Origin of the sequence: Microbacterium sp. GbtcB4, assembly GCF_019091465.1 — a bacterium.
Classification (GTDB): domain Bacteria; phylum Actinomycetota; class Actinomycetes; order Actinomycetales; family Microbacteriaceae; genus Microbacterium; species Microbacterium paraoxydans.
This window is the reverse complement of the sequence record NZ_JAGXJJ010000007.1, coordinates 191,228-215,919: the sequence shown is the minus strand read 5'-3', so window position 1 is coordinate 215,919 and position 24,692 is coordinate 191,228. Positions and strand designations below refer to the sequence as shown.

General features: G+C 70.9%; 20 protein-coding genes. 14 read left to right on the top strand and 6 right to left on the bottom strand.

The features are described 5' to 3' along the window. Positions 1-89: 89 nt before the first annotated feature. The 3 genes from KVS71_RS13005 to ligD all read left to right on the top strand — a co-directional run bounded on the left by KVS71_RS13005 (position 90) and on the right by ligD (position 4,861). Positions 90-2,543, top strand: coding sequence for a UvrD-helicase domain-containing protein (locus KVS71_RS13005; RefSeq protein WP_217584747.1), 2,454 nt, complete (start codon positions 90-92; stop codon positions 2,541-2,543). A gap of 44 nt (positions 2,544-2,587) precedes the next feature. Then, positions 2,588-3,727, top strand: coding sequence for an SseB family protein (locus KVS71_RS13000; RefSeq protein ID WP_083371020.1), 1,140 nt, complete (start codon positions 2,588-2,590; stop codon positions 3,725-3,727). A gap of 63 nt (positions 3,728-3,790) precedes the next feature. Beyond that, positions 3,791-4,861: a non-homologous end-joining DNA ligase gene (gene ligD / locus KVS71_RS12995; protein ID WP_060923016.1), complete on the top strand. Its 1,071-nt coding sequence runs from the start codon at positions 3,791-3,793 to the stop codon at positions 4,859-4,861. Positions 4,862-4,868: 7 nt separating this feature from the next. Here ligD and KVS71_RS12990 read toward each other — a convergent pair whose 3' ends face one another. Together KVS71_RS12990 and KVS71_RS12985 are read right to left on the bottom strand one after the other, a co-directional pair. Continuing rightward, the gene (locus KVS71_RS12990) at positions 4,869-5,912 is read right to left on the bottom strand and encodes an ATP-dependent DNA ligase (protein WP_060923017.1); all 1,044 of its coding nucleotides are present in this window, start codon (positions 5,910-5,912) and stop codon (positions 4,869-4,871) included. A 43-nt stretch (positions 5,913-5,955) separates the two neighbouring features. Next, on the bottom strand, positions 5,956-7,407 hold the full coding sequence (locus KVS71_RS12985) for an NAD(P)/FAD-dependent oxidoreductase (protein ID WP_217584746.1): 1,452 nt from the start codon (positions 7,405-7,407) through the stop codon (positions 5,956-5,958). A 65-nt stretch (positions 7,408-7,472) separates the two neighbouring features. Here KVS71_RS12985 and KVS71_RS12980 point away from each other — a divergent pair, with 65 nt between their 5' ends. Together KVS71_RS12980 and KVS71_RS12975 are read left to right on the top strand one after the other, a co-directional pair. Next, positions 7,473-7,955, top strand: a complete 483-nt coding sequence (locus KVS71_RS12980; protein WP_060923019.1) for a hypothetical protein — start codon at positions 7,473-7,475, stop codon at positions 7,953-7,955. Then, positions 7,955-8,506 carry a GNAT family N-acetyltransferase gene (locus KVS71_RS12975; RefSeq protein WP_217584745.1) on the top strand — a complete coding sequence of 184 codons (552 nt, stop codon included), beginning with the start codon at positions 7,955-7,957 and terminating at the stop codon, positions 8,504-8,506. Before KVS71_RS12980 ends, KVS71_RS12975 begins: the two co-directional genes overlap by 1 nt. Here the strand turns inward: KVS71_RS12975 and KVS71_RS12970 are convergent. From KVS71_RS12970 to KVS71_RS12960, 3 genes are all read right to left on the bottom strand, one after another. After that, positions 8,503-9,738, bottom strand: a complete 1,236-nt coding sequence (locus KVS71_RS12970; protein ID WP_217584744.1) for an acyl-CoA dehydrogenase family protein — start codon at positions 9,736-9,738, stop codon at positions 8,503-8,505. The two genes, KVS71_RS12975 and KVS71_RS12970, sit on opposite strands and share 4 nt — an antisense overlap. A 67-nt stretch (positions 9,739-9,805) precedes the next feature. Next, positions 9,806-10,471 carry a TetR/AcrR family transcriptional regulator gene (locus KVS71_RS12965; protein WP_060923022.1) on the bottom strand — a complete coding sequence of 222 codons (666 nt, stop codon included), beginning with the start codon at positions 10,469-10,471 and terminating at the stop codon, positions 9,806-9,808. A gap of 125 nt (positions 10,472-10,596) precedes the next feature. Then, on the bottom strand, positions 10,597-10,881 hold the full coding sequence (locus tag KVS71_RS12960) for a hypothetical protein (protein ID WP_060923023.1): 285 nt from the start codon (positions 10,879-10,881) through the stop codon (positions 10,597-10,599). 173 nt (positions 10,882-11,054) lie between these two features. Between KVS71_RS12960 and sucC the strand changes: the two genes are divergently transcribed. Next, on the top strand, positions 11,055-12,221 hold the full coding sequence (gene sucC / locus KVS71_RS12955; RefSeq protein WP_025103777.1) for an ADP-forming succinate--CoA ligase subunit beta: 1,167 nt from the start codon (positions 11,055-11,057) through the stop codon (positions 12,219-12,221). 18 nt (positions 12,222-12,239) lie between these two features. Then, positions 12,240-13,142 carry a succinate--CoA ligase subunit alpha gene (sucD, locus tag KVS71_RS12950; protein WP_217584743.1) on the top strand — a complete coding sequence of 301 codons (903 nt, stop codon included), beginning with the start codon at positions 12,240-12,242 and terminating at the stop codon, positions 13,140-13,142. A 129-nt stretch (positions 13,143-13,271) separates the two neighbouring features. On the opposite strand, the gene KVS71_RS12945 is transcribed toward sucD, so the two are convergent. Continuing rightward, on the bottom strand, positions 13,272-14,747 hold the full coding sequence (locus KVS71_RS12945; protein WP_217584742.1) for an NCS2 family permease: 1,476 nt from the start codon (positions 14,745-14,747) through the stop codon (positions 13,272-13,274). Between the two features lie 91 nt (positions 14,748-14,838). On the opposite strand from KVS71_RS12945, the gene KVS71_RS12940 reads away from it, so the two are divergent. The 7 genes from KVS71_RS12940 (at position 14,839) to KVS71_RS12910 (ending at position 24,622) form a co-directional block, all read left to right on the top strand. Next, on the top strand, positions 14,839-16,125 hold the full coding sequence (locus KVS71_RS12940) for a DUF6350 family protein (RefSeq protein WP_217584741.1): 1,287 nt from the start codon (positions 14,839-14,841) through the stop codon (positions 16,123-16,125). Positions 16,126-16,186: 61 nt separating this feature from the next. Next, the gene (gene purN / locus KVS71_RS12935) at positions 16,187-16,774 is read left to right on the top strand and encodes a phosphoribosylglycinamide formyltransferase (protein WP_060923211.1); all 588 of its coding nucleotides are present in this window, start codon (positions 16,187-16,189) and stop codon (positions 16,772-16,774) included. A gap of 31 nt (positions 16,775-16,805) precedes the next feature. After that, positions 16,806-18,413: a bifunctional phosphoribosylaminoimidazolecarboxamide formyltransferase/IMP cyclohydrolase gene (purH, locus tag KVS71_RS12930; RefSeq protein WP_060923212.1), complete on the top strand. Its 1,608-nt coding sequence runs from the start codon at positions 16,806-16,808 to the stop codon at positions 18,411-18,413. A 144-nt stretch (positions 18,414-18,557) separates the two neighbouring features. Further along, positions 18,558-20,066 carry an AlkA N-terminal domain-containing protein gene (locus KVS71_RS12925; protein WP_217584740.1) on the top strand — a complete coding sequence of 503 codons (1,509 nt, stop codon included), beginning with the start codon at positions 18,558-18,560 and terminating at the stop codon, positions 20,064-20,066. Continuing rightward, a complete protein-coding gene (locus KVS71_RS12920) occupies positions 20,063-20,560 on the top strand; it encodes a methylated-DNA--[protein]-cysteine S-methyltransferase (RefSeq protein ID WP_105949384.1) in 498 nt (165 codons plus the stop codon). Before KVS71_RS12925 ends, KVS71_RS12920 begins: the two co-directional genes overlap by 4 nt. Before the next feature lie 307 nt (positions 20,561-20,867). Then, positions 20,868-22,814 (top strand): ABC transporter ATP-binding protein, encoded by a 1,947-nt coding sequence (locus KVS71_RS12915; protein ID WP_060923215.1) that lies wholly within the window; start codon positions 20,868-20,870, stop codon positions 22,812-22,814. Continuing rightward, positions 22,811-24,622: an ABC transporter ATP-binding protein gene (locus tag KVS71_RS12910; RefSeq protein ID WP_060923216.1), complete on the top strand. Its 1,812-nt coding sequence runs from the start codon at positions 22,811-22,813 to the stop codon at positions 24,620-24,622. Before KVS71_RS12915 ends, KVS71_RS12910 begins: the two co-directional genes overlap by 4 nt. The last annotated feature ends 70 nt before the right edge of the window (positions 24,623-24,692 follow it).

Here is a 24,692-nt window from a genome sequence, read left to right as displayed (position 1 = left end):
CCGTTCGCGACCGTCAGCGCGCGATGCCAGAGTCAACGCCGCGCGCCACGCCACCCGATTCTGACCCGCGCACCTAGACTCGAGAGGTCATGACCGAAGCCCCTCTCATCGTCCCCGGTTCCGTCGGCCCGCAGTCCTCCGGCGCCCCCGCGCAGGACGACCTCCTCGCCGGCCTCAACCCCCAGCAGCTCGAGGCCGTCACGTATCGCGGCCCCGCCCTGCTCATCGTCGCCGGCGCCGGCTCGGGCAAGACGAGCGTGCTCACGCGTCGCATCGCCTCGCTCCTGCGCAGCCGCGAGGCGTGGCCGAGCCAGATCCTCGCCATCACCTTCACCAACAAGGCCGCCGGCGAGATGCGCGAGCGCGTCGAAGGGCTCATCGGGGACGCCGCGCGCGGCATGTGGATCTCCACGTTCCACTCCGCGTGCGTGCGCATCCTCCGCCGCGAGGCCCAGCAGTTCGGGTTCACCAAGAACTTCACCATCTACGACTCCGGAGACTCCCGCGCCCTCCTCAAGCGGCTGGTCAAGGAGCACGAGGCCGACGCCTACGGGCTCACCCCGGCGGCGGTCCAGGGGCGCATCTCCAAGCTCAAGAACGAGCTCTCCGATGCCGAGTCCTACGCGCGACAGGCCAACATGAGCGACCCGGCCGAGCGCGTCTTCGTCGAGGTCTTCGCCGACTACCAGCGGCAGCTCCAGAAGGCCAACGCCTTCGACTTCGACGACCTCATCGGCCAGACGGTCTACCTGTTCCGGGCGTTCCCGCAGGTCGCCGACACCTACCGCCGTCGCTTCCGCCACATCCTCGTCGACGAGTACCAGGACACCAACCACGCGCAGTACGCGCTCATCCACGAGCTCACCCGTCCGGTGTCCGGCGTCGGCTCGACACCGGAGCCGTATACCGCCAACGGCATGATGATCTTCGAGCCCGACCCCGAGCCCGCGCCGGGAGCCGGCGAGGCCGGAGCGTCGCTGACGGTGGTCGGCGACTCGGATCAGTCGATCTACGCCTTCCGCGGCGCGGACATCCGCAACATCAGCGAGTTCGAGCGCGATTTCCCGGGGGCGAAGGTCGTGCTCCTGGAGCAGAACTACCGCTCGACGCAGAACATCCTCTCCGCGGCGAACGCCGTCATCGGCAACAACTTCGACCGCAAGGACAAGAAGCTCTGGAGCGACCGCGGCGAGGGCGACAGGATCATCGGCTTCACCGGCTACTCGCAGCACGACGAGGCCCAGTTCGTCGCCGACGAGATCGAGGCCCTGCACCGCAAGGGCATGCCGTACTCGGAGATGGCCGTCTTCTACCGCACGAACTCGCAGTCCCGCGCGCTGGAGGAGATCTTCATCCGCTCGGCCGTGCCGTACAAGATCATGGGCGGCACGAAGTTCTACGAGCGCGCCGAGATCAAGGACGCCTTGGCTTACCTCGTGGCGGTCGCGAACCCCGCCGACGAGATGGCGGTGCGCCGTATCCTCAACAAGCCGCGGCGCGGCATCGGCGACGTCACCGAGACCGCCATCGCCCGTTTCGCCGAGGAGCACGGGATCTCCTTCCGCGATGCCCTGTCGCTGCCCGGTCAGCTCGGCGTCGGCCCGAAGATCCAGGCCGCCATCGCCCAGCTCGACGCCGTGCTCGCCGAGGCGACGGCGATCATGCTCCCGCCGACGGGGGAGGTGCCGCCGCCCACCTCCGTGGCGGACGGGCTCAGCCTGCTGCTCTCCAAGAGCGGCTATCTCGACGCGCTGCGTGCCAGCCGCGACCCGCAGGACGAGGCCCGCGTGGAGAACCTCGACGAGTTCGTGGCCGTGACCCGCGACTTCGCGCGCAACAACCCCGAGGGCACCATCACCGACTTCCTCACCGAGGTCGCGCTGGTCTCCGATGCGGACGACCTCGACGACGAGTCCGGGTCGGTCTCACTCATGACGATGCACACCGCCAAGGGACTGGAGTACGACGCCGTCTTCGTCACCGGCGTCGAGGAAGACCTCATCCCGCACCGCATCTCGGCGGGAGAGCCCGGGGGCCCGCAGGAGGAGCGGCGCCTGTTCTACGTGGGCATCACCCGCGCCCGCAAGCGCCTGCACCTGTCCCTGGCGATGACCCGCGCGCAGTTCGGCGAGGTGACGGTCGCCATGCCCAGCCGGTTCCTGCAGGAGATCCCGGCCTCCCTCATCGACTGGCGGCAGTCCCCGGGCGACGTGAACTCCCGCGGGGGCATGCAGTCGCGTGCGTTGAACGCCCGTCGCTCCGGCGGGTCCGGCGACCGCTTCGGCGTGAAGGCCCTGCCCCGCGACTCCCTCAAGCCGCTCTCGACGGCGATGGACAAGATCCCCAACCGCGTCACCGCCAAGATGCGCGACAACGGCGACCTCGAACTCGCCGCCGGAGACCGCATCCGCCACGACGACTTCGGCGAGGGGCGGGTCGACGCCGTCACCGGCGAAGGCGCCAAGCGCATCGCCCATGTCCGGTTCGACACGGCAGGGCAGAAGAAGCTGCTCATCAAGGTCGCCCCGATCCAGAAGCTCTGACGTCGCGGCGGAGAGGGCGGGGAGACACGGTTAGGCTGGCTCCCATGGCCCTCTTCTCCCGCCGCAAGAAGTCCGGCGACGACGCCGTCGCTCCCGCCCCCACCGCCGCTCCGGCCACCGAGAGCGAGGAGGACGCGAGCACGGCGACCGAGGAGTCGGAGGCGTCGACGGCCGAGGCATCGCCCACCGTCGGCATCTCGGTACAGGCGTTCCGCGGTGTCGGCGCCGAAGCCGGGCCCGAGGTCGCGCTTCCCGATCCGGAGGCCGCGGCGGCAGCCGCAGCGCCCGCTGCCGCGCCGACGCCGCCGAGCCCCACCGCGGAGCCCGCGGCACCGGCGGCCGAGCGGAAGCTCCCGCTCGCTCCCGCGCTCCCGCCCGAGCAGACCGAGACCGTGGCCGGCATGAAGGACAACGTCCTCCTGCGCGAGTCCCTGGCGCAGATCGAGGCAGGGGCCTCGAACGAGCAGCTCCTCGGGGTGCTCCGCCAGGCTCTCCAGGGGCACCTCTACATCCGCGTGAACGGCGATGCCCGCGCGCAGATCAGCGAGGGCAAGCCGCTGGCCGTCGCCGTGGTCCGCGACGGGGAGCGCCAGTTCATGCTGGCGTTCAGCTCGGCGGCCGCCGTCCGGGATTCCGTGCAGCTCGAAGCCGATCCGTCCGCGACCTCCGCTGTCGCCCAGCCGACGACCTCGGTCATGCAGCAGGTCGTCTCCGGCGACTTCGCGGGTCTCATCATCGACAACGCGTCCGCGCCGCACCGTGTGGTGTTCCCCACCGAGCTCCTGCAGAAGACGCTCGAGCAGGCCGACGTCGACATGACCGTGAAGTCCCTGCTCGCGGCGCCGCGGGAGCAGGATTCGCCCGCCAAGGTGGGCGAGGCTCTCGCCACGACGCGCATGTGGGTGGCCGTGAACGACGGATCCGGCACCGGGCAGGTCGGCATCGCCGAGGCGCAGACCGCCGACGGCCGCCGCTTCCTCCAGCTCTTCTCGCACCCGCTGGAGGTCATCGCGCTCGGCCGGGGCGACCGCCCGCTGCCGTTCGAGCCGGACCAGCTCGCGAAGGTGCTGTCGAGCCACTCCGAGATGGCCGGCGTCATCATCGACTCCGCAGGGCCCTCCATGGTGGTGGAGCGCGACGCCCTCGCGCCGGTGCTCGTGCGCGCGGTGCGGATCGAGGACTGACGGCGCGCGCACCGGGATCTGCCGGGGGTTCCGCGGGTCGTGACCGCCCCCTAGGGTCGGAGCATGGCCTCTGAACGCGTGACCCTGACCGTCGCCGACACCGACGGAGAGCGTGAGGTCGCGCTCTCCAGTCCGAACCGGGTCGTCTGGCCCGACCTCGGCATCACCAAAGCCGAGCTCGCCGAGTACGTGCAGCTCGTGTCGGTGCCGTTCCTCGCGGCGAACGGCAACCGGCCGGTGTCGCTGGAGCGCTTCCGGGACGGCGTGGGGACCGCCGGAGGACCGCGGCCGGAGGGATTCTTCTCGAAGAACCCGCCCAAGGGCACTCCGGACTTCGTCGACGCCGTCACGGTCACGTACAACAGCGGCCGCCGTCATCCTCAGATCGTCCTGAACCGCACCAGCGCGATCGTGTGGGCTGTGCAGATGAACACCATCGTCTTCCATCCCTGGGCGTCGTTGGCGACCGATTCCGACAACCCCGTCGAGCTGCGGATCGACCTCGACCCGCAGCCGGGCACCGGCTTCGCCGAGGCGGTCCCCGCGGCCCACGCCCTGCGGGAGGTGTTGCGGGAGGCCGGCCTGGAGGCGTTCGCGAAGACGAGCGGCAACCGGGGACTGCACGTCTTCGCCCCGATCGAGCCCACCCACGAGTTCCTCGACGTGCGGCATGCCGTGATCGCCGCCGGCCGCGAGCTCGAGCGCCGGATGCCGGACCGGGTCACGACGAACTGGTGGAAGGAGGAGCGCGGCGAGCGCCTCTTCGTCGACTTCAATCAGGCCAACCGCGACCGCACGATGGCCGGCGCGTACAGTCCGCGTGCCCTCCCCGGTGCGACCGTCGCGACGCCCGTGCACTGGGAGGAGCTCGACGATCTCGACCCGCGCGCCTTCACCGTGCGCAGCATCCCGCAGCGGCTGGCGGACGTCGGCGACCCGTGGGCCGACATGCAGGCGAGGCCCGGGCGCATCGACACGCTCCTGGAGTGGTGGGAGCGCGACACGGCGAACGGCCTCGGGGAGCTGCCCTTCCCGCCGGAGTTCCCGAAGATGCCGGGCGAGCCGCCGCGCGTGCAGCCGAGCAAGAAGAACGCCGCGAACTGGGACGCCGACGGCAACCCCGTCGACGACTGAGCCGGGCTCAGCTCAGGACGTCGGCGAGGTCGTAGCCCTCGACGGTGTCGAGCTGGTCGTACGTGCAGGAGCGGGCGTCGCGGTCCGGCCGCCACCGCTCGAACTGCACGGTGTGACGGAAGCGGGCGCCCTCGAGCTGGTCGTACCGCACCTCCAGCACCCGCTCGGGACGCAGCCGCACGAACGACACGTCCTTCGACCCGCTGAACCGCGACCGCTCACCCTCACCCGTCACGGCGGCGCCGTCCTCGTCGCGCTCGACCAGCGGAGCGAGCTCCTCCACGAGCTGCTTCCGCTTCGCGTCGCTCCACGCCGCGACGCCGCCGACCTGGCGCAGAGTCCCCTCGGCGTCGTAGAGCCCGACGAGCAGCGAGCCGACCCCGGTGCCGGACTTGTGGATGCGGTAACCGAGGGCGACGACGTCGGCGGTCCGCGCATGCTTGATCTTGAAGAGGGTGCGCTTCCCCGGTGCATACGGCTGGGCCAGCGGCTTGGCCACGACGCCGTCCAGCCCCGCGCCCTCGAACTCCTGGAGCCAGCGGACGGCGGCATCCCGATCGCGAGTGGTCCTCGTCAGGTGCAGCGGGTGCTCCACGGACTCCATGAGCGTCTCCAACCGGGCCCGCCGCGTCTCGAACGACTGGTCGCGCAGGTCGTCCTCGCCGGACGCGAGCAGGTCAAACGCGATGAACAGGGCCGGGGTCTCGACGGCGAGCTTCGCGACCCGGGAGGCGGCCGGGTGGATGCGCTGGCTGAGGGCCTCCCAGTCCAGACGCTGCGCGCCGTGCGGACCCGTGGCCACGACGATCTCGCCGTCGAGGAGGCAGGGCACCGGCAGCAGCTGCGGGATCGCGTCGACGAGCTCCGGGAAGTAGCGCGTGAGGGGCTTCGCTCCGCGAGACCCGATCTCGACCGTCTCGCCGTCCCAGGCGATGAGCCCGCGGAATCCGTCCCACTTCGGCTCGTAGAGGAGCCCGCCCGGTGTCTTGTCGGGGTCGGGCACTGTCGCGACGGCCTTGGCGAGCATGGGGGCCGGGATCTCGTAGCGCATGCACCCATCCTGGACCGGGCAGCGAGCGGGGGAAAGAGCCGGGTCAGCCGAACAGGTCGTCGAGTTCCGCGGAAGTGCCGGCGTCGCGGAGCACGGTGTGTGCCGCGTGCCACCCGGCCATGCCGTTGACCGCGGGCCCGGGCGGAGTCGAGGCCGATGCGAGGTAGACGCCCGGCATCGGCGTGCGCCACGGCGCGGGGGAGAGGACGGGGCGGCGCAGGGCCTGACGCATGTCGAAGACGCCGCCGGAGATGTCGCCGCCGATCTCGGCCGGGTTGATCGCCTCGCGGGAGGACGCCGGCACCGCGTGGTGGGCGAGGATCCGGTCGCGGAACCCCGGCGCGAACCGCTCGACCTGCGCGGTGATGAGCTCGGTCGGGTCGAGGTCGGAGCCGTTCGGCACGTGGATGTACGCCCAGAGCACGGCCTTGCCGTCGGGTGCCCTGGTCGGGTCGAAGAGCGACGGCTGGACGGCCAGGACGTAGGGGCGCTCGGACACGCGACCGACGGCGACCGCGTTCTCGCTGTTCCACACCTCGTCCCTCGTCCCGGCCACGTGCACGGTGGGCGCGCTCCGCACGTGCTCGTTCGTCCACGGGATCGGGCCGTCGAGCGCGAAGTCGACTTTGGCCGCCGCGGCGCCGTAACGATACCCACGGAGCGCACGGGCATACGACGCCGGGATGTCCGGGTGGGTGAGGGCGAGCCGGGGGGAGGTGTTGAGCAGGAGCACGTCGCCGCGGCCGGGGTCGCCCCAGTCCAGCGCGGCGAGATCGGCGATGCGGACCCCGGTCTCGATCGAGCCCCCGTGGGCTTCGAGGTCGGCGATGAGGGCGTCGGCGATCACCTGCGAGCCGCCGCGGGGGTACGGCCAGCCGCCGGCGTGGGCGAGCCCGGCCAGCAGCAGCCCGGCCGCGGCCCCCGCGAGCGTGGGCTGCGGAGAGTTCGCGTGCGCGACGACTCCCGCCATGAGCGCGGCCGCCTCGTCGGTGCGGAAGGCGGCGCGCGCCAGGGGAGTGCCCTGATCGAGCATGCGGATGGCGTAGCGCACGGCGGTGATCGGGTCGTGCGGGAGGCGGAGGAGCTGGTTCCCGGTGAAGTCCGTGACGCCGTCGATGTGGGTGCTGAGGGGGCGGAGCCGGCGCCGCCACGCGTCCCCGTCGATGCCGAGCTCGGCCGCGGTGCGCTCGATGTCGCGCCAGGCGATGGCGGCACGGCCCCCGTCCAGCGGATGGGCGAACGAGATCTCGGGGCGGATCCACTCGATCCGCTCGTCGAGTCCGAACGCCTGGAAGAACGGCGAGGCCACCGCCGCAGGGTGGACGGCCGAGCAGACGTCATGACGGAAGCCCGGGAGGGTGGCCTCCTGGGTGCGCAGGCCGCCTCCGACCGTGTCCGCGGCCTCGAGCACCCGCACCCGGTAGCCGGCGCGGGCCAGGGAGACGGCGGCGGCGAGGCCGTTCGGTCCGGATCCGATGATCGTCGCGAGTGCCATGCGGTCAGTCTCGCACGCGAACCCCCGGTCGGCGGAGGGGGTTGCGCCGTGCGATCCTGGAAGGGATGAATGAAGTCCAGGGCCCGACCCCCGCCGGCACCTCCCGTCCGTACCGCTCGCTTTCCGAGGCGCTCCGCGCGCACCGCATCGATCCGGTGAACCACGCGTTCATCACCGAGATCGTCGATTCCGCGGGGGTGACATCGCTGATCGATCGCGGTCGCTACATCGAGGCGATCCGCCGCGAGGGGGCGGCGCTGCACATCGGCCGCACGTACACCAACGGCTTCACCGAGGACGAGGTCGTGACCGTCGGGTCCACCCGCCTCCGCCTGCAGCCCAGCGAGGGACGCGCGCCCTACTTCTACGTCACGCACCCGAGCGAGTTCGCCCCCCAGGCCCCGGTCAAGGTCAAGCGCTCCTCGACGCCGCGCACCCCCGCCGCTCCCCGCACGCCCGCGGCTCCGAAGCCCGTCGAGCGCGACTACGGCGTGTGCGACGTGTGCTTCATGGTGAAGACGCCCGCCGGCGGCTGCGGCTGCGACTGATGCCCGCCGCCTCCGCGTCGCGCGGTGGCGTCACCGTCCGCGAGGCGGAGTGGCCGGGTGACGCGGCCTTCGTCGGTGCCGCGGTGTCGACGTACCTCCGGCAGACCGAGCAGGAGAAGCACGACGTCCTGGGCGATCCGGCGGAACCCGACGGCGAACTCCCCGAGCGGTACCGGCCGGAGGTCCGTGATCCGGCGACCGCGTACGCCGGAGGACGGGTGCTCGTGGCGGAGCTCGACGAGGCTCCGGTCGGCGTGGTGATCGCTCTTCCGCATGCCGGGTACACCGAGATCAAGCGACTGTGGGCGGATCCGGCGGTCCGCGGCCGCGGCGTCGGCTCCGCGCTGCTCGACGCCGTCCTGGCGGCGGCTGAGGGGACGGTGCGGCTGTCGGTCTGGGACTGGCGCGACGCCGCGATCCGGCTCTACACGTCCCGCGGCTTCCGTCCCGTCGACCCCTGGGACGACCGCGACCGCCTCCTCTGCTTCGAGTCGCGCACTTTGCAGCATCCCGCCGCCGAATCCAGCAAAGTGAGCGATTCGAAGGGCTAGGCGAAAGCGCTCATCCCGGTGATGTCGCGGCCGAGCAGCAGAGCCTGCACGGATTCGGTGCCCTCGTAGGTGTGGATGGCCTCGATGTCGGCCAGGTGCTGCATGACGCCGTTCTCGAGGAGGATGCCGTTGCCGCCGAGGAGATCCCGCGCCGTCGCGGCGATCCGTCGGGCCGCCCGGGTGTTGTGGAACTTCGCGAGCGAGGCCTGCGTCGGCCGCAGCGACCCCGCCTGCTCCAGATCGGCCATCCGGCGGCAGTAGAGCTGCATCGCCGTCAGATCCTCGAGCATGTGCGTGAGCCGCTCCTGCACCATCTGGAACTTCGCGAGCGGCTTGCCGAACTGCACGCGCTGCTTCGCGTAGGCCAGCGCCGCCTCGTAGCAGGCCGTCGCGTGGCCCAGCGCCGACCACGCGACCCCGGACCGGGTGGCGTACAGCACGGTCGAGGCGTCCTTGAAGCTCTTCGTCCCCGGCAGCACCGCGTCCAGCGGCACCCGCACGTCGTCCAGGCGGATGTGGGCCTGATGGATCGCGCGGAGGGAGGCCTTCCCGCGGATCACGGTGCCGGTGTATCCGGGGGTGTCCTGCTCGACGAGGAAGCACCGCACCGCCCCGTGCTCGGCGGCGGACTCGTCCTCGACCCGCGCCCAGACGAAGGTGATCCCGCCCGAGGCGCCATTGCCGATCCACTTCTTGGCGCCGCGGAGCACCCAGGAGTCCCCGTCGCGGCGGGCCACGGTCTCCAGCGAGACGGAGTCGGAGCCGTGGTCGGGCTCGGTCAAGGCGAAGGACCCGAGCACGGAGCCGTCGGCGAGTGCCGTGAGCCAGCGGTCCTGCTGGGCGGGCGAACCGAAGAGGGCGAGCGTCCGCAGCGCGAGGCCCCCCTGCACGGCGAGGATCGTGCCGAGGGAGCCGTCCCCGCGCGAGATCTCCATGTTGACCAGGCCCGCGGCGAGCGGGGAGAGCCGGGTCAGAGCGGGGTGGTCGACGCCGTCGACGACGAGGTCCATCTCGCCCATGCGGCGTGCGGCGTCGAGCGGGTACTCGGCGCGGTCCCACGCCTCGGCCATCTGCGGGGCGACCTCGTCGACGTACGCCTTCGCGCGGTCCCAGGCCTCCCGGTCGGCGGCGGGGATGTCGGCGAAGACCGCGTAGTAGTCGCTGTCCTGACGTCCGGTGACGTCGTAGGACGAGACGCGCTCGCCGGGGAAGGGGGAGGCTTCAATGCTCATGGGTGCTCCTTCGTGACACCAGGTATCGTACTCCTCGATACTCGGTACCACGACCGCCCCGGTCGGCTCAGTCGAGCTCGGAGCGGAGCCTCCTGGTCACCTCGGCGATCGGCATCGACCGGGGGAAGACCGCCACGACCACGTCGTCCGGAGCGCCCGCGTCGGCGGCCTCGCCCACGCCGTACCGCCGACGCGCATCCGCGAGCGCGGACTGGAGGGTGGACAGCGGCACCTTCTTCCGTCCGCGAAGGAGCTGCCGCAGCACGTGGTTGTGCACCGCCGTCACGAGGGCCGCGAAGCCCACCGCGTCCAGAGGATCCACTCCCGGCAGGGCGCTGCGCAGGTACTCGTCGAACAGCCGCTCGTAGCGGAACACGGTGATGATCTCGCGTTCGCGGAGCACCGGCACCTCCCGCACGATCTGATAGCGCCGTCGCGCGAGCTGAGGGTCGTTCGCGAAGTGCGTGAACACGGACTCCGATGCCGCGCAGACCGCACCCCACGGATCGTCGTGGCCCTCGTCGAGGAACTCCCGAAGCTGCTCGAGCAGGACCTCGTGATCGGCGAAGACCACGTCCTCCTTGCCGCCGAACTGCCGGAAGAAGGTCGACCGGGAGACGCCGGCGGCCTTGGCGATCTGCTCCACGGACGTCTGGTCGAACCCCTGGGCGCTGAAGAGTTCGAGCGCGGCGGCGACGACGCCCCCGGTGCGCAGCTCTGCGGATTCGTGCATGGCGAAATCCTAGACCGCCGTGGGGCTCGCGCCCGAGCGTCCCCGCGGGAGCGCACCGCTACGGCAGTTCCAGGACCCGCGTTTCCGTGAGGGCGCGCGACCGTCCATGCTGATCCTGGTTGTGGTCACGAGGCGTCCGAGGGTCGCCGACTCGCGCGCGAGTCCGATGCCCGATACCGCCGAGCGATCCGTATGAAGAGGTCCAGGGCCTCGGCTTCCGAGCGGAAGCGGAGCGGCGCATGGAAGCGCTCACCGCGCTCATCGGCCTCCCAGACGATCCACTCCTCGCCTTCCCGCTCGATCCAGGCGGACGACTGAGGCCGGCCTGTAGGGCCGAACCAGTTGGCGGTCGCGGTGAGCTTCTCCTCGCGGATGATGCGCTGCGCCTGGGTGGCGGTGAGGTCGCTCACGTGGTCTCCTCCGTCCTGCTCCGAGACTGAGGATCGTACCGGAGGAGTCGGGGCGTCGCCCACGTCCGCGGGCGTCGGAGCGCTCAGCCTGCGGTAGTAGGCTGGGGGACTGGTCGATGTCTCGACATCGAGAGAATCACCAGACCAGACCGCAGCCCAGTGAAGGAAGCACAGTGGATCTGTACGAGTACCAGGCACGAGACGTTTTCGAGAAGTACGGAGTGCCGGTCCTCGCCGGCATCGTCGCGGACACCCCCGAGGAGGTGAAGGCGGCTGCCGAGAAGATCGGCGGTGTCGTGGTCGTCAAGGCCCAGGTCAAGACCGGAGGCCGCGGCAAGGCGGGCGGCGTCAAGGTCGCCAAGACGCCCGACGAGGCGTACGAGGCAGCGAAGGCCATCCTCGGCCTCGACATCAAGGGCCACGTCGTCAAGCGCGTCATGGTCGCGCAGGGTGCGCGCATCGCCGAGGAGTTCTACTTCTCCGTGCTGCTCGACCGCGCCAACCGCTCCTACCTCTCCCTCTGCTCCGTCGAGGGCGGCATGGAGATCGAGCAGCTCGCCGTCGAGAAGCCCGAGGCGCTCGCCCGCGTCGAGGTCAACCCGCTGACCGGCATCGACAAGGAGAAGGCGGTCGAGATCGCCCGCGCCGCGAACTTCCCGGAGGACCTCGTCGAGAAGGTCTCCGACGTGTTCGTGAAGCTCTACGACGTGTACAAGGGTGAGGACGCGACGCTCGTCGAGGTCAACCCGCTCGTCCGCACCGAAGACGGCGACATCATCGCGCTCGACGGCAAGGTCACGCTCGACGACAACGCCTCCGAGATCCGCCACCCCGAGCACGAGGCGCTCGAGGACAAGGACGCCGCCGACCCACTCGAGGCCAAGGCCAAGGCGTCCGGCCTCAACTACGTCAAGCTCGACGGCGAGGTCGGCATCATCGGCAACGGCGCGGGCCTGGTCATGTCGACGCTCGACGTCGTCGCCTACGCCGGTGAGAACCACAACGGCGTCAAGCCCGCCAACTTCCTCGACATCGGCGGCGGCGCCTCGGCCGAGGTCATGGCCGCCGGCCTCGACGTCATCCTCGGCGACCCGCAGGTCAAGAGCGTGTTCGTCAACGTGTTCGGTGGCATCACGGCGTGCGACGCCGTCGCCAACGGCATCAAGGGCGCCCTGGAGACACTGGGTGACACGGCTTCCAAGCCGCTCGTCGTCCGCCTCGACGGCAACCGCGTCGACGAGGGTCGCGCGATCCTCGCCGACTACGCGCACCCGCTTGTCACCCTGGCCGCAACCATGGACGAGGGCGCCGACAAGGCCGCCGAGCTCGCCAACGCCTGAGACTGAAGGACGAGAAGAATGTCGATCTACCTCAACAAGGACTCCAAGGTCATCGTCCAGGGCATCACCGGCGGCGAGGGCACCAAGCACACCGCGCTGATGCTCAAGGCCGGCACCCAGGTCGTCGGCGGCGTCAACGCCCGCAAGGCCGGCACCACGGTCGCGCACACGGACAAGGACGGCAACGCCGTCGAGCTCCCCGTCTTCGGCTCGGTCGCCGAGGCCATGAAGGAGACCGGCGCCGACGTGTCGATCGCCTTCGTCCCCGGCGCCTTCACGAAGGACGCGATGATCGAGGCCATCGACGCCGAGATCCCGCTGCTCGTCGTCATCACCGAGGGCGTCCCCGTGGGCGACTCGGCCGAGGCCTGGGCCTACGCGCAGAGCAAGGGCAACAAGACCCGCATCATCGGGCCGAACTGCCCCGGCATCATCACGCCCGGTGAGGCGCTCGTCGGCATCACGCCCGCGAACATCACCGGCAAGGGCCCGATCGGCCTCGTGTCGAAGTCCGGCACCCTGACGTACCAGATGATGTTCGAGCTGCGCGACCTGGGCTTCTCGACCGCCATCGGCATCGGCGGCGACCCGGTCATCGGCACCACGCACATCGACGCGCTCGCCGCGTTCGAGGCCGACCCCGAGACCAAGGCCATCGTCATGATCGGCGAGATCGGCGGCGACGCCGAGGAGCGTGCCGCCGAGTACATCAAGGCGAACGTCACCAAGCCCGTCGTCGGCTACGTCGCGGGCTTCACGGCTCCCGAGGGCAAGACCATGGGGCACGCCGGCGCGATCGTCTCCGGTTCCGCCGGTACCGCGCAGGCGAAGAAGGAGGCCCTCGAGGCCGCCGGCGTCAAGGTCGGCAAGACGCCGTCCGAGACCGCCGCTCTCATGCGCGAGATCATCGAGTCGCTCTGATCTGAGCTACGCTTGACCTGAAGGCCCCGGGCTCCACCCCGGGGCCTTCGTCATGCCGCCACACTTTCGAATCGCGCAAATGGCCCCATTCCGTGTCGGAATGGGGCCATTTGCGCGATTCGAAACGGGCTAGATCCCGACGCCGAAGAGGGCCTCGATGGGACCGCGGGCGAAGAAGATGAGGAAGCCGGCGCCGACCACCCACAGCAGCGGGCTGATGGTCCTGGCCTTGCCGGAGAAGGCGTGGATGAGCACCCAGCTCACGAAGCCCGCCCCGATGCCGTTGGCGATCGAGTACGTCAGCGGCATGACGGAGACCGTGAGGAACACCGGCAGCAGCACCCGGAAGTCGCCGAAGTCGATGTGCCGGATCTGCGCCATCATCATGGCACCGACGATGATCAGTGCCGCGGCGGCGATCTCGGTCGGGACGATCGAGGTCAGCGGCGTGAGGAACATCGCGATGAGGAAGACGATGCCCGTCACGACGTTCGCGAGACCCGTCCTGGCACCCTCCCCGATGCCGGCTCCGGACTCGATGAAGACGGTGCTGGAGGACGACGAGGTCGCACCACCGGCGATCGCTCCGACGCCCTCGACCACCAGCGCCGACTTGATGCGCGGGAAGTCGCCGTTGTTATCGGCGAGGTTCGCCTCCTTCGCCAGGCCCGTCATGGTGCCCATGGCGTCGAAGAAGTTCGTGAAGAGGAGCGTGAAGACGATCATCACGAGCGCGACGAGGCTGACCTTGCCGAGGTCGAACGAGAAGTCGACGGCGCCGATGAGGCTCAGGTCGGGGACGCTGACGGGGGAGCCGTTCAGCGCAGGGACGGTGAGACCCCAGCCGCCGGGGTTGACGACGTTGCCCTCGTCGTCGACGCCGCGGGCGCCGATGTGCCAGATCGCCTCGACGACGACCGCGAGCACGGTGCCGCCGATGAGGCCGATGAGCATGCCGCCCTTGATGCGGAGCGCGACGAGGATGCCGGTGAGTAGCAGCGTGATCACGAACAGCAGGCTCGGCACGGTCGCGACGGAGCCGTTGACGCCGAGGCCGACGGGCGGCGACGAGGCACCGGTCGCGGTGACGAAGCCGGAGTTCACGAAGCCGATGAAGGCGATGAAGAGGCCGATGCCGACCGTGATCGCGATCTTGAGCTGGAAGGGCACGGCATCGAAGATCGCCTTCCGCAGCCCGGTGGCGGCGAGCAGCACGATCACGACGCCGTTGATCATCACGAGCGCCATCGCCTCGGGCCAGGTGACCTGGCCGACGACGGAGAACGCGACGAAGGCGTTGATGCCGAGACCGGCGGCGAAGCCGAACGGCAGGCGGGTGACGACACCGAAGAGGATCGTCATGATGCCGGCGGTCAGGGCCGTCGCGGCGCCGACGGCGTTGAAGTCGAGCATGTCGCCGGCGACGTCCGGCTTTCCGGACAGGATGATCGGGTTCAAAATCACGATGTAGGCCATCGTGACGAACGTCACGAGGCCTCCACGGATCTCGGTGCCGATCGTCGATCCGCGCTTGCTGATCTCGAAGAAGCGGTCCAGGGTACCGGTGGGTCCGGTGGACGCCGGGGCGGGTGGGGCAGTAGTCATCGGGAAACCTCCGGAGAAACGCTACCGTGTCGTCCGCCTCGCGCGCGCCCACGGGGGCCGAAGGGGAACTCGTCGTAGTCTCGAAGGCGCTATGCAACGCCTCCTCGTCGCGCTCCTCGCCGCCCTCGACGCCGCCATCACGGCTGCCGTCGGTCTGGCCGTGCTGCTGGCGCCGCTGACGCTCCTCTGGACACTCGCTTTCGGCGTGACCGCCGACTGGGGAGCGCTGTGGCCGCTCACCGGAACGCTGTGGCAGTTCGGCCACGGCGTGCCGCTGGAGATCACGATCCCGGACGCCTTGCTCGTCACCCTGGCGATTCCCGCAGACGCCGCGCGGTTCGTCATCTCGGTCACGCCGATGGCGTTCCTGCTGCTCACTCTGCTCCTCGCCGCTCGCTCCGGGGGCCGGGCCGCTCGGTCCGGGGCCTGGGTGTGGGGATCGCTCTCGGGGACCGTCGTGTTCGCCGTGATCTCGACGGTCGTCGCTCTCACATCGGCGCTCGGCGCCGCGCGGGTCCCGCTGGCTCTCGCCATCCTGCTGCCCCCCGTCGTGTACCTCGTGGGCGCCGTGTGCGGCGCGGTGCGGGTGGCATGGGAGGACGGCGACGGCGGGCTGCTCGACCGCATCCACGACATCCTGGATTCCCGGGAGGACTGGGCGCCGGTGCCCGCCGCGATCGTGCGGGGCGCCGCGTTCGCGCTCGTGGGCGTGACCGGGGCCGCCGCCCTGGCCGTCGCCCTGTCGGTCCTCACGCGGGGCGGAGAGGTCGTCGCGCTGTTCCAGGCGGCGCGGGTCGACGCCCTCGGGGCGACCGTGCTGACCCTCGGGCAGCTCGCATATCTGCCGACCTTCGTGGTGTGGGCGGCCGCGTGGCTGGCCGGCCCCGGGTTCGCGGTCGGGGCCGGGACCGCGGTGTCGCCCGCCGGCACCCAGCTCGGCGTCGTGCCCGGCATCCCGGCGTTCGGTCTGTTGCCGGAGAACTCCTCGTTCTGGATGCTCATCGTCATCCTCATCCCGGTGGCCGCCGGGGCATTCGCCGGGTGGGCCGTGCGCTCGCGGCTCGTATGGGAGGGGACGCCGCTGGGGCTCCTGCAGCGCGTCGTGATCGCGGTCGGAATCGCCGCGGTCTCAGGCGGCGTTGCCGCGCTCGCCGCCGCCTTCGCGAACGGTTCGATGGGCCCGGGCCGACTCGAGGTCGTCGGTCCGGCGATACTGCCGTTCGCCTTGTCTCTGGGGGCGGAGGTGCTCGTCGGGGCGGCGATCCTGTTGCTGTCCCCCCGCAACCGCGACGAGCTCGCGGAGGAGCGCACCGATCGCTGGATCGCGGAGATGTCCGAACGGGCCTCCGAGGAGCACGCTGACGACGACCGCCGCTAGCCGCCTCGGGCCTCCGGCGACGCCGGTCGGAGCGTCATCGGCACGCCGGTAGACTGGGCGCGTGCTCACGGTCGCCGTACTCATCTCGGGCGCCGGCTCGAACCTTCGCGCCCTCCTCGAGGCCGCTCGTCACCCCGATTTCCCGGCGCGTGTCGTCGTCGTCGGGGCGGATCGCGAAGCCGACGGGCTGGCCCATGCCGAGGAGTTCGGCATCCCCAGCTTCACCGTGCCGTGGCACGAACACGAGAGCCGCGAGGCGTGGGGCGAGGAGCTGGGCCGTCAGCTCGCCGTCTGGTCGCCCGACCTCGTGGTGCTCAGCGGCCTCATGCGCCTGCTGCCGTCCTCCCTCGTCGCCGCCTATGCGCCGCGGATCATCAACACCCACCCCGCGTACCTCCCGGAGTTCCCCGGAGCGCACGGCGTCCGCGACGCCCTCGCCGCGGGCGTCCGCGAGACCGGCGCCAGCGTGATCGTCGTGGACGACGGGGTCGACACCGGCCCCATCCTCGCCCAGGAGCGCGTGCCGATCCGGGCCGACGACACCGAGCACACGCTGCACGAGCGCATCAAGCCGGTCGAGCGCCGGCTCCTCATCGACGTCGTTCGGCGCATCGCTACCGGCGACCTCTCCCTGACCTCCGCCCCCTGACCCCCGACGCCCCCGCACGAAGGAGCCCATCATGGCCGGCCCCCGCCACGACCCCACGCTCTACCGCGATCGCGACACCGTGCCGATCCGGCGCGCTCTCGTCTCGGTCAGCGACAAGACCGACCTGCTCGTGCTCGCCGCTGCGCTCGCGGAGGCGGGCGTCGAGATCGTCTCGACCGGGTCGACGGCGTCCACCATCCGCGACGCCGGCTTCGAGGTGACGGATGTGGCCGCGGTCACGGGAGTCGCCGAGATGCTCGACGGTCGCGTCAAGACCCTGCATCCGAAGGTGCACGGCGGGCTGCTCGCCGACCTGCGCCTGGAAGATCACGAGCGGCAGCTCGCCGACCTCGACATCGCGCCGTTCGAACTCGTCGTCGTCAACCTCTACCCGTTCGTGGAGACCGTGGCCTCGGGCGCCGAGGGTGACGACGTGGTGGAGCAGATCGACATCGGCGGCCCCGCCATGGTGCGTGCGGCGGCGAAGAACCACGCCAACGTCGCGATCGTCGTGTCGCCGCAGTCCTACCCGGCGATCGTGGCGGCCGTGGCACAGGGCGGCACGTCTCTCGCCCAGCGGCGGGAGCTCGCGGCGCGGGCGTTCGCGCACACCGCGGCCTACGACACGGCCGTCGCGCAGTGGTTCGCCGAGGGCACGCTCAACGACCCGGGCGACCTTCCGGCGCACCTGACGATCCAGGCCGAGCGGCTCGCGACGTTGCGCTACGGCGAGAACTCCCACCAGCGCGGCGCCATCTACACCCGCGCCGGCGGCCACGGCATCGCTCAGGCCACGCAGCTGCAGGGCAAGGAGATGTCGTACAACAACTACGTCGACGCGGACGCCGCCCTGCGCGCCGCCTACGACATGGTCAAGCCGGCGGTCGCGATCATCAAGCACGCGAACCCGTGCGGGATCGCCACGACCGCGCCGAACGCCCTCGACCCGATCGCCAGCGCGCACCTCCGCGCCCACGAGTGCGACCCCGTGTCGGCGTACGGCGGCGTGATCGCCGCGAACGGCACCGTGACGCTGAAGATGGCCGAGAACCTGAAGGACATCTTCACCGAGGTCATCGTCGCGCCGTCGTTCGAGCCCGCGGCCCTCGAGGTGTTCAAGGCGAAGAAGAACCTGCGCCTGCTGCAACTCCCCGAGGACTGGCAGCAGGAGCGCATGGACGTGCGCCTCGTGTCCGGCGGGCTTCTGCTCCAGGACGCGGACCGCTTCCCGGACGACATCGTCTCCGTCGCCAAGAACTGGGAGCTCGTGTCGGGGGAGCGTCCGAGCGACGAGGAGATGGAGAACCTGATCTTCGCGTGGAAGGCGTGCCGGGCCGTGAAGTCGAACGCGATCGTGCTGGCGAAGGACAACGCGACGGTCGGCGTCGGCATGGGCCAGGTCAACCGCGTCGACTCGTGCCGCCTCGCGGTGGAGCGGGCGGGCGACCGTGCCGCCGGATCCGTCGCTTCGTCCGACGCGTTCTTCCCGTTCGCGGACGGTGCCCAGGTGCTCATCGACGCGGGTGTCACGGCGATCGTGCAGCCCGGCGGCTCCGTGCGGGACGAGGAGGTCGTGGATGCCGCGCGCAAGGCCGGCGTCACGATGTTCTTCACGGGGGAGCGTCACTTCTTCCACTGACCGAGACCCCGGTCTTCTGCCGAGACCCCGGCGTGCGCACGTCTGCACGCCGGGGTCTCGGCGCGTAGGCGGGGTCTCGGGGAGAGAACCGCGATGTCCGATTTCCGCCAGCCGTAGCCGCGCGGGGGTGAGAGAGTGGAGGACATGAGCCCCTCCTTCGACGAGCGCTACCGGGCGATCAGCGCTCGGGACACCCGCTTCGACGGGCAGTTCGTCACCGCCGTGCGCTCGACAGGGATCTACTGCCGGCCCAGCTGCCCCGCGCGCACGCCGAAGCCACAGAACGTCACGTTCTATCCGACGAGTGCCGCGGCGCACGAGGCCGGCTACCGCGCGTGCAAGCGGTGCCTGCCGGAGGCCGCCCCAGGGTCGCCCGCGTGGGACGTCCGCGGAGACACGGCCGCGCGGGCCATGCGCCTGATCGCGTCCGGCGTGGTCGAGCGCGAGGGGGTGCCAGGACTCGCGTCGCGACTCGGCTACTCGAGCCGTCATCTCACGCGGCTGCTGACGACCGAGCTCGGCGCCGGACCGCTCGCGCTGGCGAGAGCGCACCGCGCCCACACCGCCCGCATGCTCCTCGTGGGAACCGACATGCCCATCGCCGATGTCGCCTTCGCCGCCGGCTTCCACAGCATCCGCCAGGGCAACGACACGATCCGGGAGGTGTTCGGGCTCACGCCGGGGGAGCTGCGTGCCCGCCGCCGCACGCCCTCCGCGGCCGCCCCCGGAACGATCGATCTCGTCCTGCCGTACCGGGGCCCCCTGGATGCGGCCGGGGTCTTCGCGTGGATGGCCGCGCGAGCCGTGACGGGCGTCGAGGAGGCCACGGCGACGTCGTTCTCCCGTCATCTCCGGATGCCGGGCGGCCCCGCGTGGTTCGAGGTGCGTCAGGAGGAGACGGAGCGCCTGCACCTCCGGGCCCGGGTCGCGCAACTCGGCGACCTCGCGCCGCTGGTGGCCACCGCACGCCGCATCTTCGACCTCGACGCCGACCCTCTCGCGGTCGACGAGGCCCTGGCCGCGCACCCGCCCCTCGCGCCCCTGGTCGCGCGGACCCCCGGCATCCGCGTGCCCGGGGCTGCCGATCCGCACGAGATGCTCATCCGCGCGATGATCGGGCAGCAGATCACGGTCGTCGCCGCCCGCACCGCGCTCACCGCGCTCACCGACGCGCTGGGGGAGCGGACCCCCGAGGGCCTGCTGTTCCCGACGATGTCGGCCATCGCGGCCCACGGCGCGGAGGTGCTGCGCGGGCCCGCCGCCCGGATCCGCGCCATCACGGGAGCCGCCGCGGCCCTGGCGGACGGGAGCCTGACCCTCACCGTGGGCGATGACGGCCCGACGCAGCGCGCCGCCCTCCTCGCGATGCCGGGGATCGGACCATGGACCGCCGACTACGTGCGGATGCGGGTGCTCGGCGATCCGGACGTGCTGCTCCCCGGCGACGTCGCTCTCCGTGCCGGTGCTGCCGCGTCCGGGCTGCCCGCCGAACCGAAGACCCTCACCGCCTGGGCGGAGCGCGCCGCACCGTGGCGGAGCTACCTCAGCGGGCACCTGTGGCGTGCCGCCCCGATCCGTCCCGTCGGACCGCGGCGCAGATCCACCGTCCGGCCCGCCCGCGACATCGCATCCGACACCGAGGAGACCTCATGACCGCTCTCATCCAGACCCTCGACACCGCTGACGGTCCCTTCACGATCCTCGCCGACGACCGCCAGCGGGTCCTCGTGTCCGGCTGGACGGACGACGTCGAGGCGATCCTCGGCCGTCTTCCCGCCCGGGTACGCCCCGATGCCGTGCGCGAGGCCGAGACGGACGCGGCGGGCGCCGTCCGCGCGTACTACGCGGGCGACGTCGCGGCGATCGACGGGGTCGCGGTCGCGCAGACCGGCACCGCCCTCCAGCTCGCCGGCTGGGCGGCGCTGCGCACCATCGCACCGGGGGAGCCCCTGACCTACACGGGCTTCGCGACCCGACTCGGCAACCCCCAGGCCGTGCGCGCGGCGGCGTCGATCTGCGCCCGCAACGCCCCGGCCCTGTTCGTGCCCTGCCATCGCGTGCTCCGCACGGACGGCTCCCTCGGCGGCTTCGCCTGGGGGCTGCCCGTGAAGGAGAGCCTTCTGGCGCGCGAACACGCCGCCCGCTGACCTCCCGAGCCGAGGAGCCCGCTCCGGACGGAGCGGGCTCTTCGCCGTCCCGGGAATTCCCCTTGCGCTCAGCTCGTTCACAGGAATAGGCTGATGGGCTGTCGCGCCAACCGGACGACCTCGCCGAGCCCTTGAGGAGGACACCATGACCACGATCGCCACCGCGCGGATCGCCACCCTCGGCTCGACCCCGGCGCGCCCGCTCTCCTAGAGCCTCCGCCCCCCTTCTGCACCGGATGCCGGGCTCCGTGAGCTCGCTCTCGCATCCGTTCCCCCGCTCTTCTCCCCTTCGACTCCTCTGAGAGACATGTCTTCCTCGTCTTCCGCGCAGAACCCGTCCCCCTCCTCCTCCCTCTCCACGCCCGCCGCGCTGTGGCGGCTCAAGCCGTTCGTGAAGCCGGTCATCTGGCGTCTCGCCGGCGGTGCCGCCAGCGCGCTCGCGGCGGCCCTCATCGCGCTGATGATCCCCATCGTGCTCGAGCAGATCATCGGCGGGCCGGTGCAGTCTGGGGCGCTCGACGCGATCGTCTGGGGAGCGCTCGCCGTGTTCGCCCTCGGCCTCGGCGAGGCGCTCATGGTGTGGCTCCGTCGGCAGTTCGTGCTCTTCCCCGCCACGCAGGTGGAGTACCGCATGCGCACCGAGCTCTACTCACGCCTGCAGACGCTTCCCGTCGCGTTCCACGACCGGTGGCAGTCCGGGCAGCTGCTCAGCCGCATGATGCAGGACATCGGCCTGATCCGCCGGTGGCTCGCCTTCGGTCTCGTGCTGCTGGTCGTGAACGTGCTGACGATCCTCATCGGCTCGGTGCTGCTGTTCCGCTGGCACTGGCTGCTGGGCACGATCTTTCTCGTGACGGCGGTCCCGCTGTGGATCCGCGGCTACCTGTTCGAGAAGCGCTACGGCGCCCTCACCCGCCGCAGCCAGGACCAGGCGGGTGACCTCGCCACGAGCGTCGAGGAGAGCGTGCACGGCATCCGCGTGCTCAAGGCGTTCGGCCGCGGCACGCACGCCCTCCGCCGCTTCAGCCGTCAGGCCGAGACGCTGCGCGAGACCGAGATGAGCAAGGCCGGGGCCATCGCCTCGATCTGGTTCTGGCTCGACCTCATGCCGCAGATCGCCTTCGGCCTCAGCCTCATGTCGGGCATCTGGCTCATCTCGCAGGACGCGATCACGTCGGCGGAGCTGTTCGCCTTCTTCGCGATGGCCGTCGTGCTGCGCTGGCCCATCGAGTCGATCGGCTTCCTCTTCTCGTTCATGCTCGACGCGCGCACGGCGACGGACCGCGTCTTCGACATCTTCTCGGAGACGAACACCATCACCGATCCGGAGAACCCGGTGCACATCGAGAACCCGCGTGGCGAGCTCGCGTTCGAGAACGCGCACTTCCGCTACCAGGATGCGGCGGCCGACGAGCGGGACCTGCTCGACGGGATCGACCTCGTGCTGCGGCCGGGCGAGACCATGGCGCTCGTGGGCCTCACCGGCAGTGGCAAGACCACGCTGACGACGCTGCCGACGCGGCTGTACGACGTGACGGGAGGGCGGGTCACGCTCGACGGCGTCGACGTGCGCGACCTCACGCTCGCCGAGCTGCGGGAGCACATCGCGATGGCGTTCGAGGACGCGACGCTCTTCTCGGCCTCGGTCCGCGAGAACGTCCTGCTCGGCCGCGCCGACCTCGACGTGCACAGCCCCGAAGCCGAGCGCGTCCTGCGCGAGGCGCTCGACGTCGCCCAGGCCGCCTTCGTCGACACCCTCCCCGAGGGCGTCGAGACGGTGATCGGCGAGGAGGGACTGAGCCTGTCCGGCGGACAGCGCCAGCGGCTCGCCCTCGCCCGCGCCGTGGCCGCCAACCCCCGGGTGCTCGTCCTCGACGATCCGCTGTCGGCGCTGGACGTCGACACCGAGGCGCTCGTGGAGGAGGCGCTGCGGCACGTGCTCGCCGACACCACCGCGATGATCGTCGCGCACCGTCCGTCCACCGTGGCCCTCGCCGACCGCGTGGCGCTGCTGGAGGACGGCCGGATCACCGCCGTCGGCACGCACACCGAGCTGTTGAAGACGAGTCGGCACTACCGGCACGTCATCTCCAGCCTGGAGGCCGAGGAGGCCGCCCGCACCGGGGCCATCCCGATCATCCGCGACGAGCAGGCCGAGATCCACGAGACCGTGCAGGAAGGCATCCGCGAGGAGGCCGATGACGAGGCGCCCGGAGGCGCCCCCCGATTCGCAGGAGAGGAGGTGCAGCGATGAGCTCCCTCACCGGAACCCAGGACGAGGACCGCTCCCGCCTCACCACGGAGGAGAGCAGGGCGATCCGCCGCCGCTCGCTGCGGCTGCTCGGCTCGCTCGTGCGCCCGCTCAAGCCGCAGATCGTGCTCGCCGCCACGGTGCTCGTGATCTCGACGGCGCTGCAGGTGGCCGGACCGATCCTCATCAGCATCGGCCTCGACCGGGCGCTCCCCGCGGTGCTCGACGACGCCGACTGGATGCCGACGTTCGTCGTCGGCGGGATCTACCTGCTCGCGGGTGCTCTCGCCGCCGTGCTCATCGCCTGGTACGTCATCATCGCGGCCAAGCTGACCCAGGCCGTCCTGCTCGACCTGCGCAAGCGCATCTTCCTGCACACCCAGCGCCTGAGCCTGGAGTTCCACGAGTCGTACACCTCGGGGCGGATCATCTCGCGCCAGACGAGCGACCTGGACTCCATCAAGGAGCTCCTCGACGGCGGCCTGAACGAGCTCGTCTCCGGCGTGCTCTTCGGTGTCTTCACCTTCATCGCCCTGTGCGTGTGGGACTGGCAGTCCGGTCTGATCCTCGCGATCGGCGGCGTGCCGCTGTTCTTCCTCATGCGCTGGTTCTACTCGCGCTCGCAGCTCGTGTACCGAGAGTCCCGGGTGATCAGCGCGAAGGTGATCGTGCAGTTCGTGGAGACCATGACGGGTATCCGCGCGGTCAAGGCATTCCGGAAGGAGCCGCGCAACGACGAGGCCTTCCAGGGCGTGGCCGGCGAGTACCGCGACGTGAACCGCCGCTCGATGCTGCTGTTCGGCACGTTCGAGCCCGGGCTCATGGGCGTCGCGGCGCTCGTGCTCGGCGTGGTCGTGCTGTGGGGCGGCATCCGGGTCTCGGAAGGAGCGCTGACGGTCGGCGTGCTGCTGTCCGCCGTGCTCTACGTGCGCAACTTCTTCGCTCCGATGCAGGAGATCGCGATGTTCCTCAACTCCTACCAGTCCGCCACCGCGGCGCTGGAGAAGGTGTCGGGCGTCCTGGAGGAGGTGCCGACGGTGCCGGACCCCGAGAAGCCGGTGGACCTCTGGGAGTCCCGGGGGCACATCCGCTTCGACGAGGTCACCTTCGCGTACAACGAGGACAAGACGATCCTGCCGAACTTCTCGCTCGACATCCCCGCCGGGCAGACGATCGCGCTGGTCGGGACGACGGGGGCGGGCAAGTCCACGCTGGCCAAGCTCATCTCGCGGTTCTACGACCCGTCCGCGGGGACGGTGACCCTCGACGGCGTCGATCTGCGGTCGCTGCACCCGAAGGACCTCCGCCGCGCGATCGTCATGGTCACGCAGGAGGCGTACCTGTTCAGCGGGACCGTCGCCGACAACATCGCGCTCGGGCGCCCGGACGCGACGCTCGACGAGATCCGCGAGGCGGCGCGGGCGGTGGGCGCCGACGCGTTCATCTCGGCCCTGCCGGACGGGTACGACACCGACGTGAACAAGCGCGGTGGTCGTGTCTCGGCCGGGCAGCGACAGCTCATCTCGTTCGCCCGCGCCTTCCTCGCCGACCCGGCGGTGCTGATCCTCGACGAGGCGACGGCCTCGCTGGACATCCCGTCCGAGCGGCTGATCCAGGACGCGTTGCAGACGCTGCTGGCCGACCGGACGGCGATCATCATCGCGCACCGGCTGTCGACGGTGGCGATCGCGGATCGTGTGCTCGTGATGGAGCACGGCCGGATCATCGAGGACGACACCCCGGCCGCCCTGATCGGCGGCACCGGGAAGTTCGCCCAGCTGCACGCGGCCTGGCAGGAGACGCTCGTCTGACGCGCTGACGCGCTGACGCGCTGACGCGACAGCGGCCCCGGCATCCGTCCGGATGCCGGGGCTTCCTCGT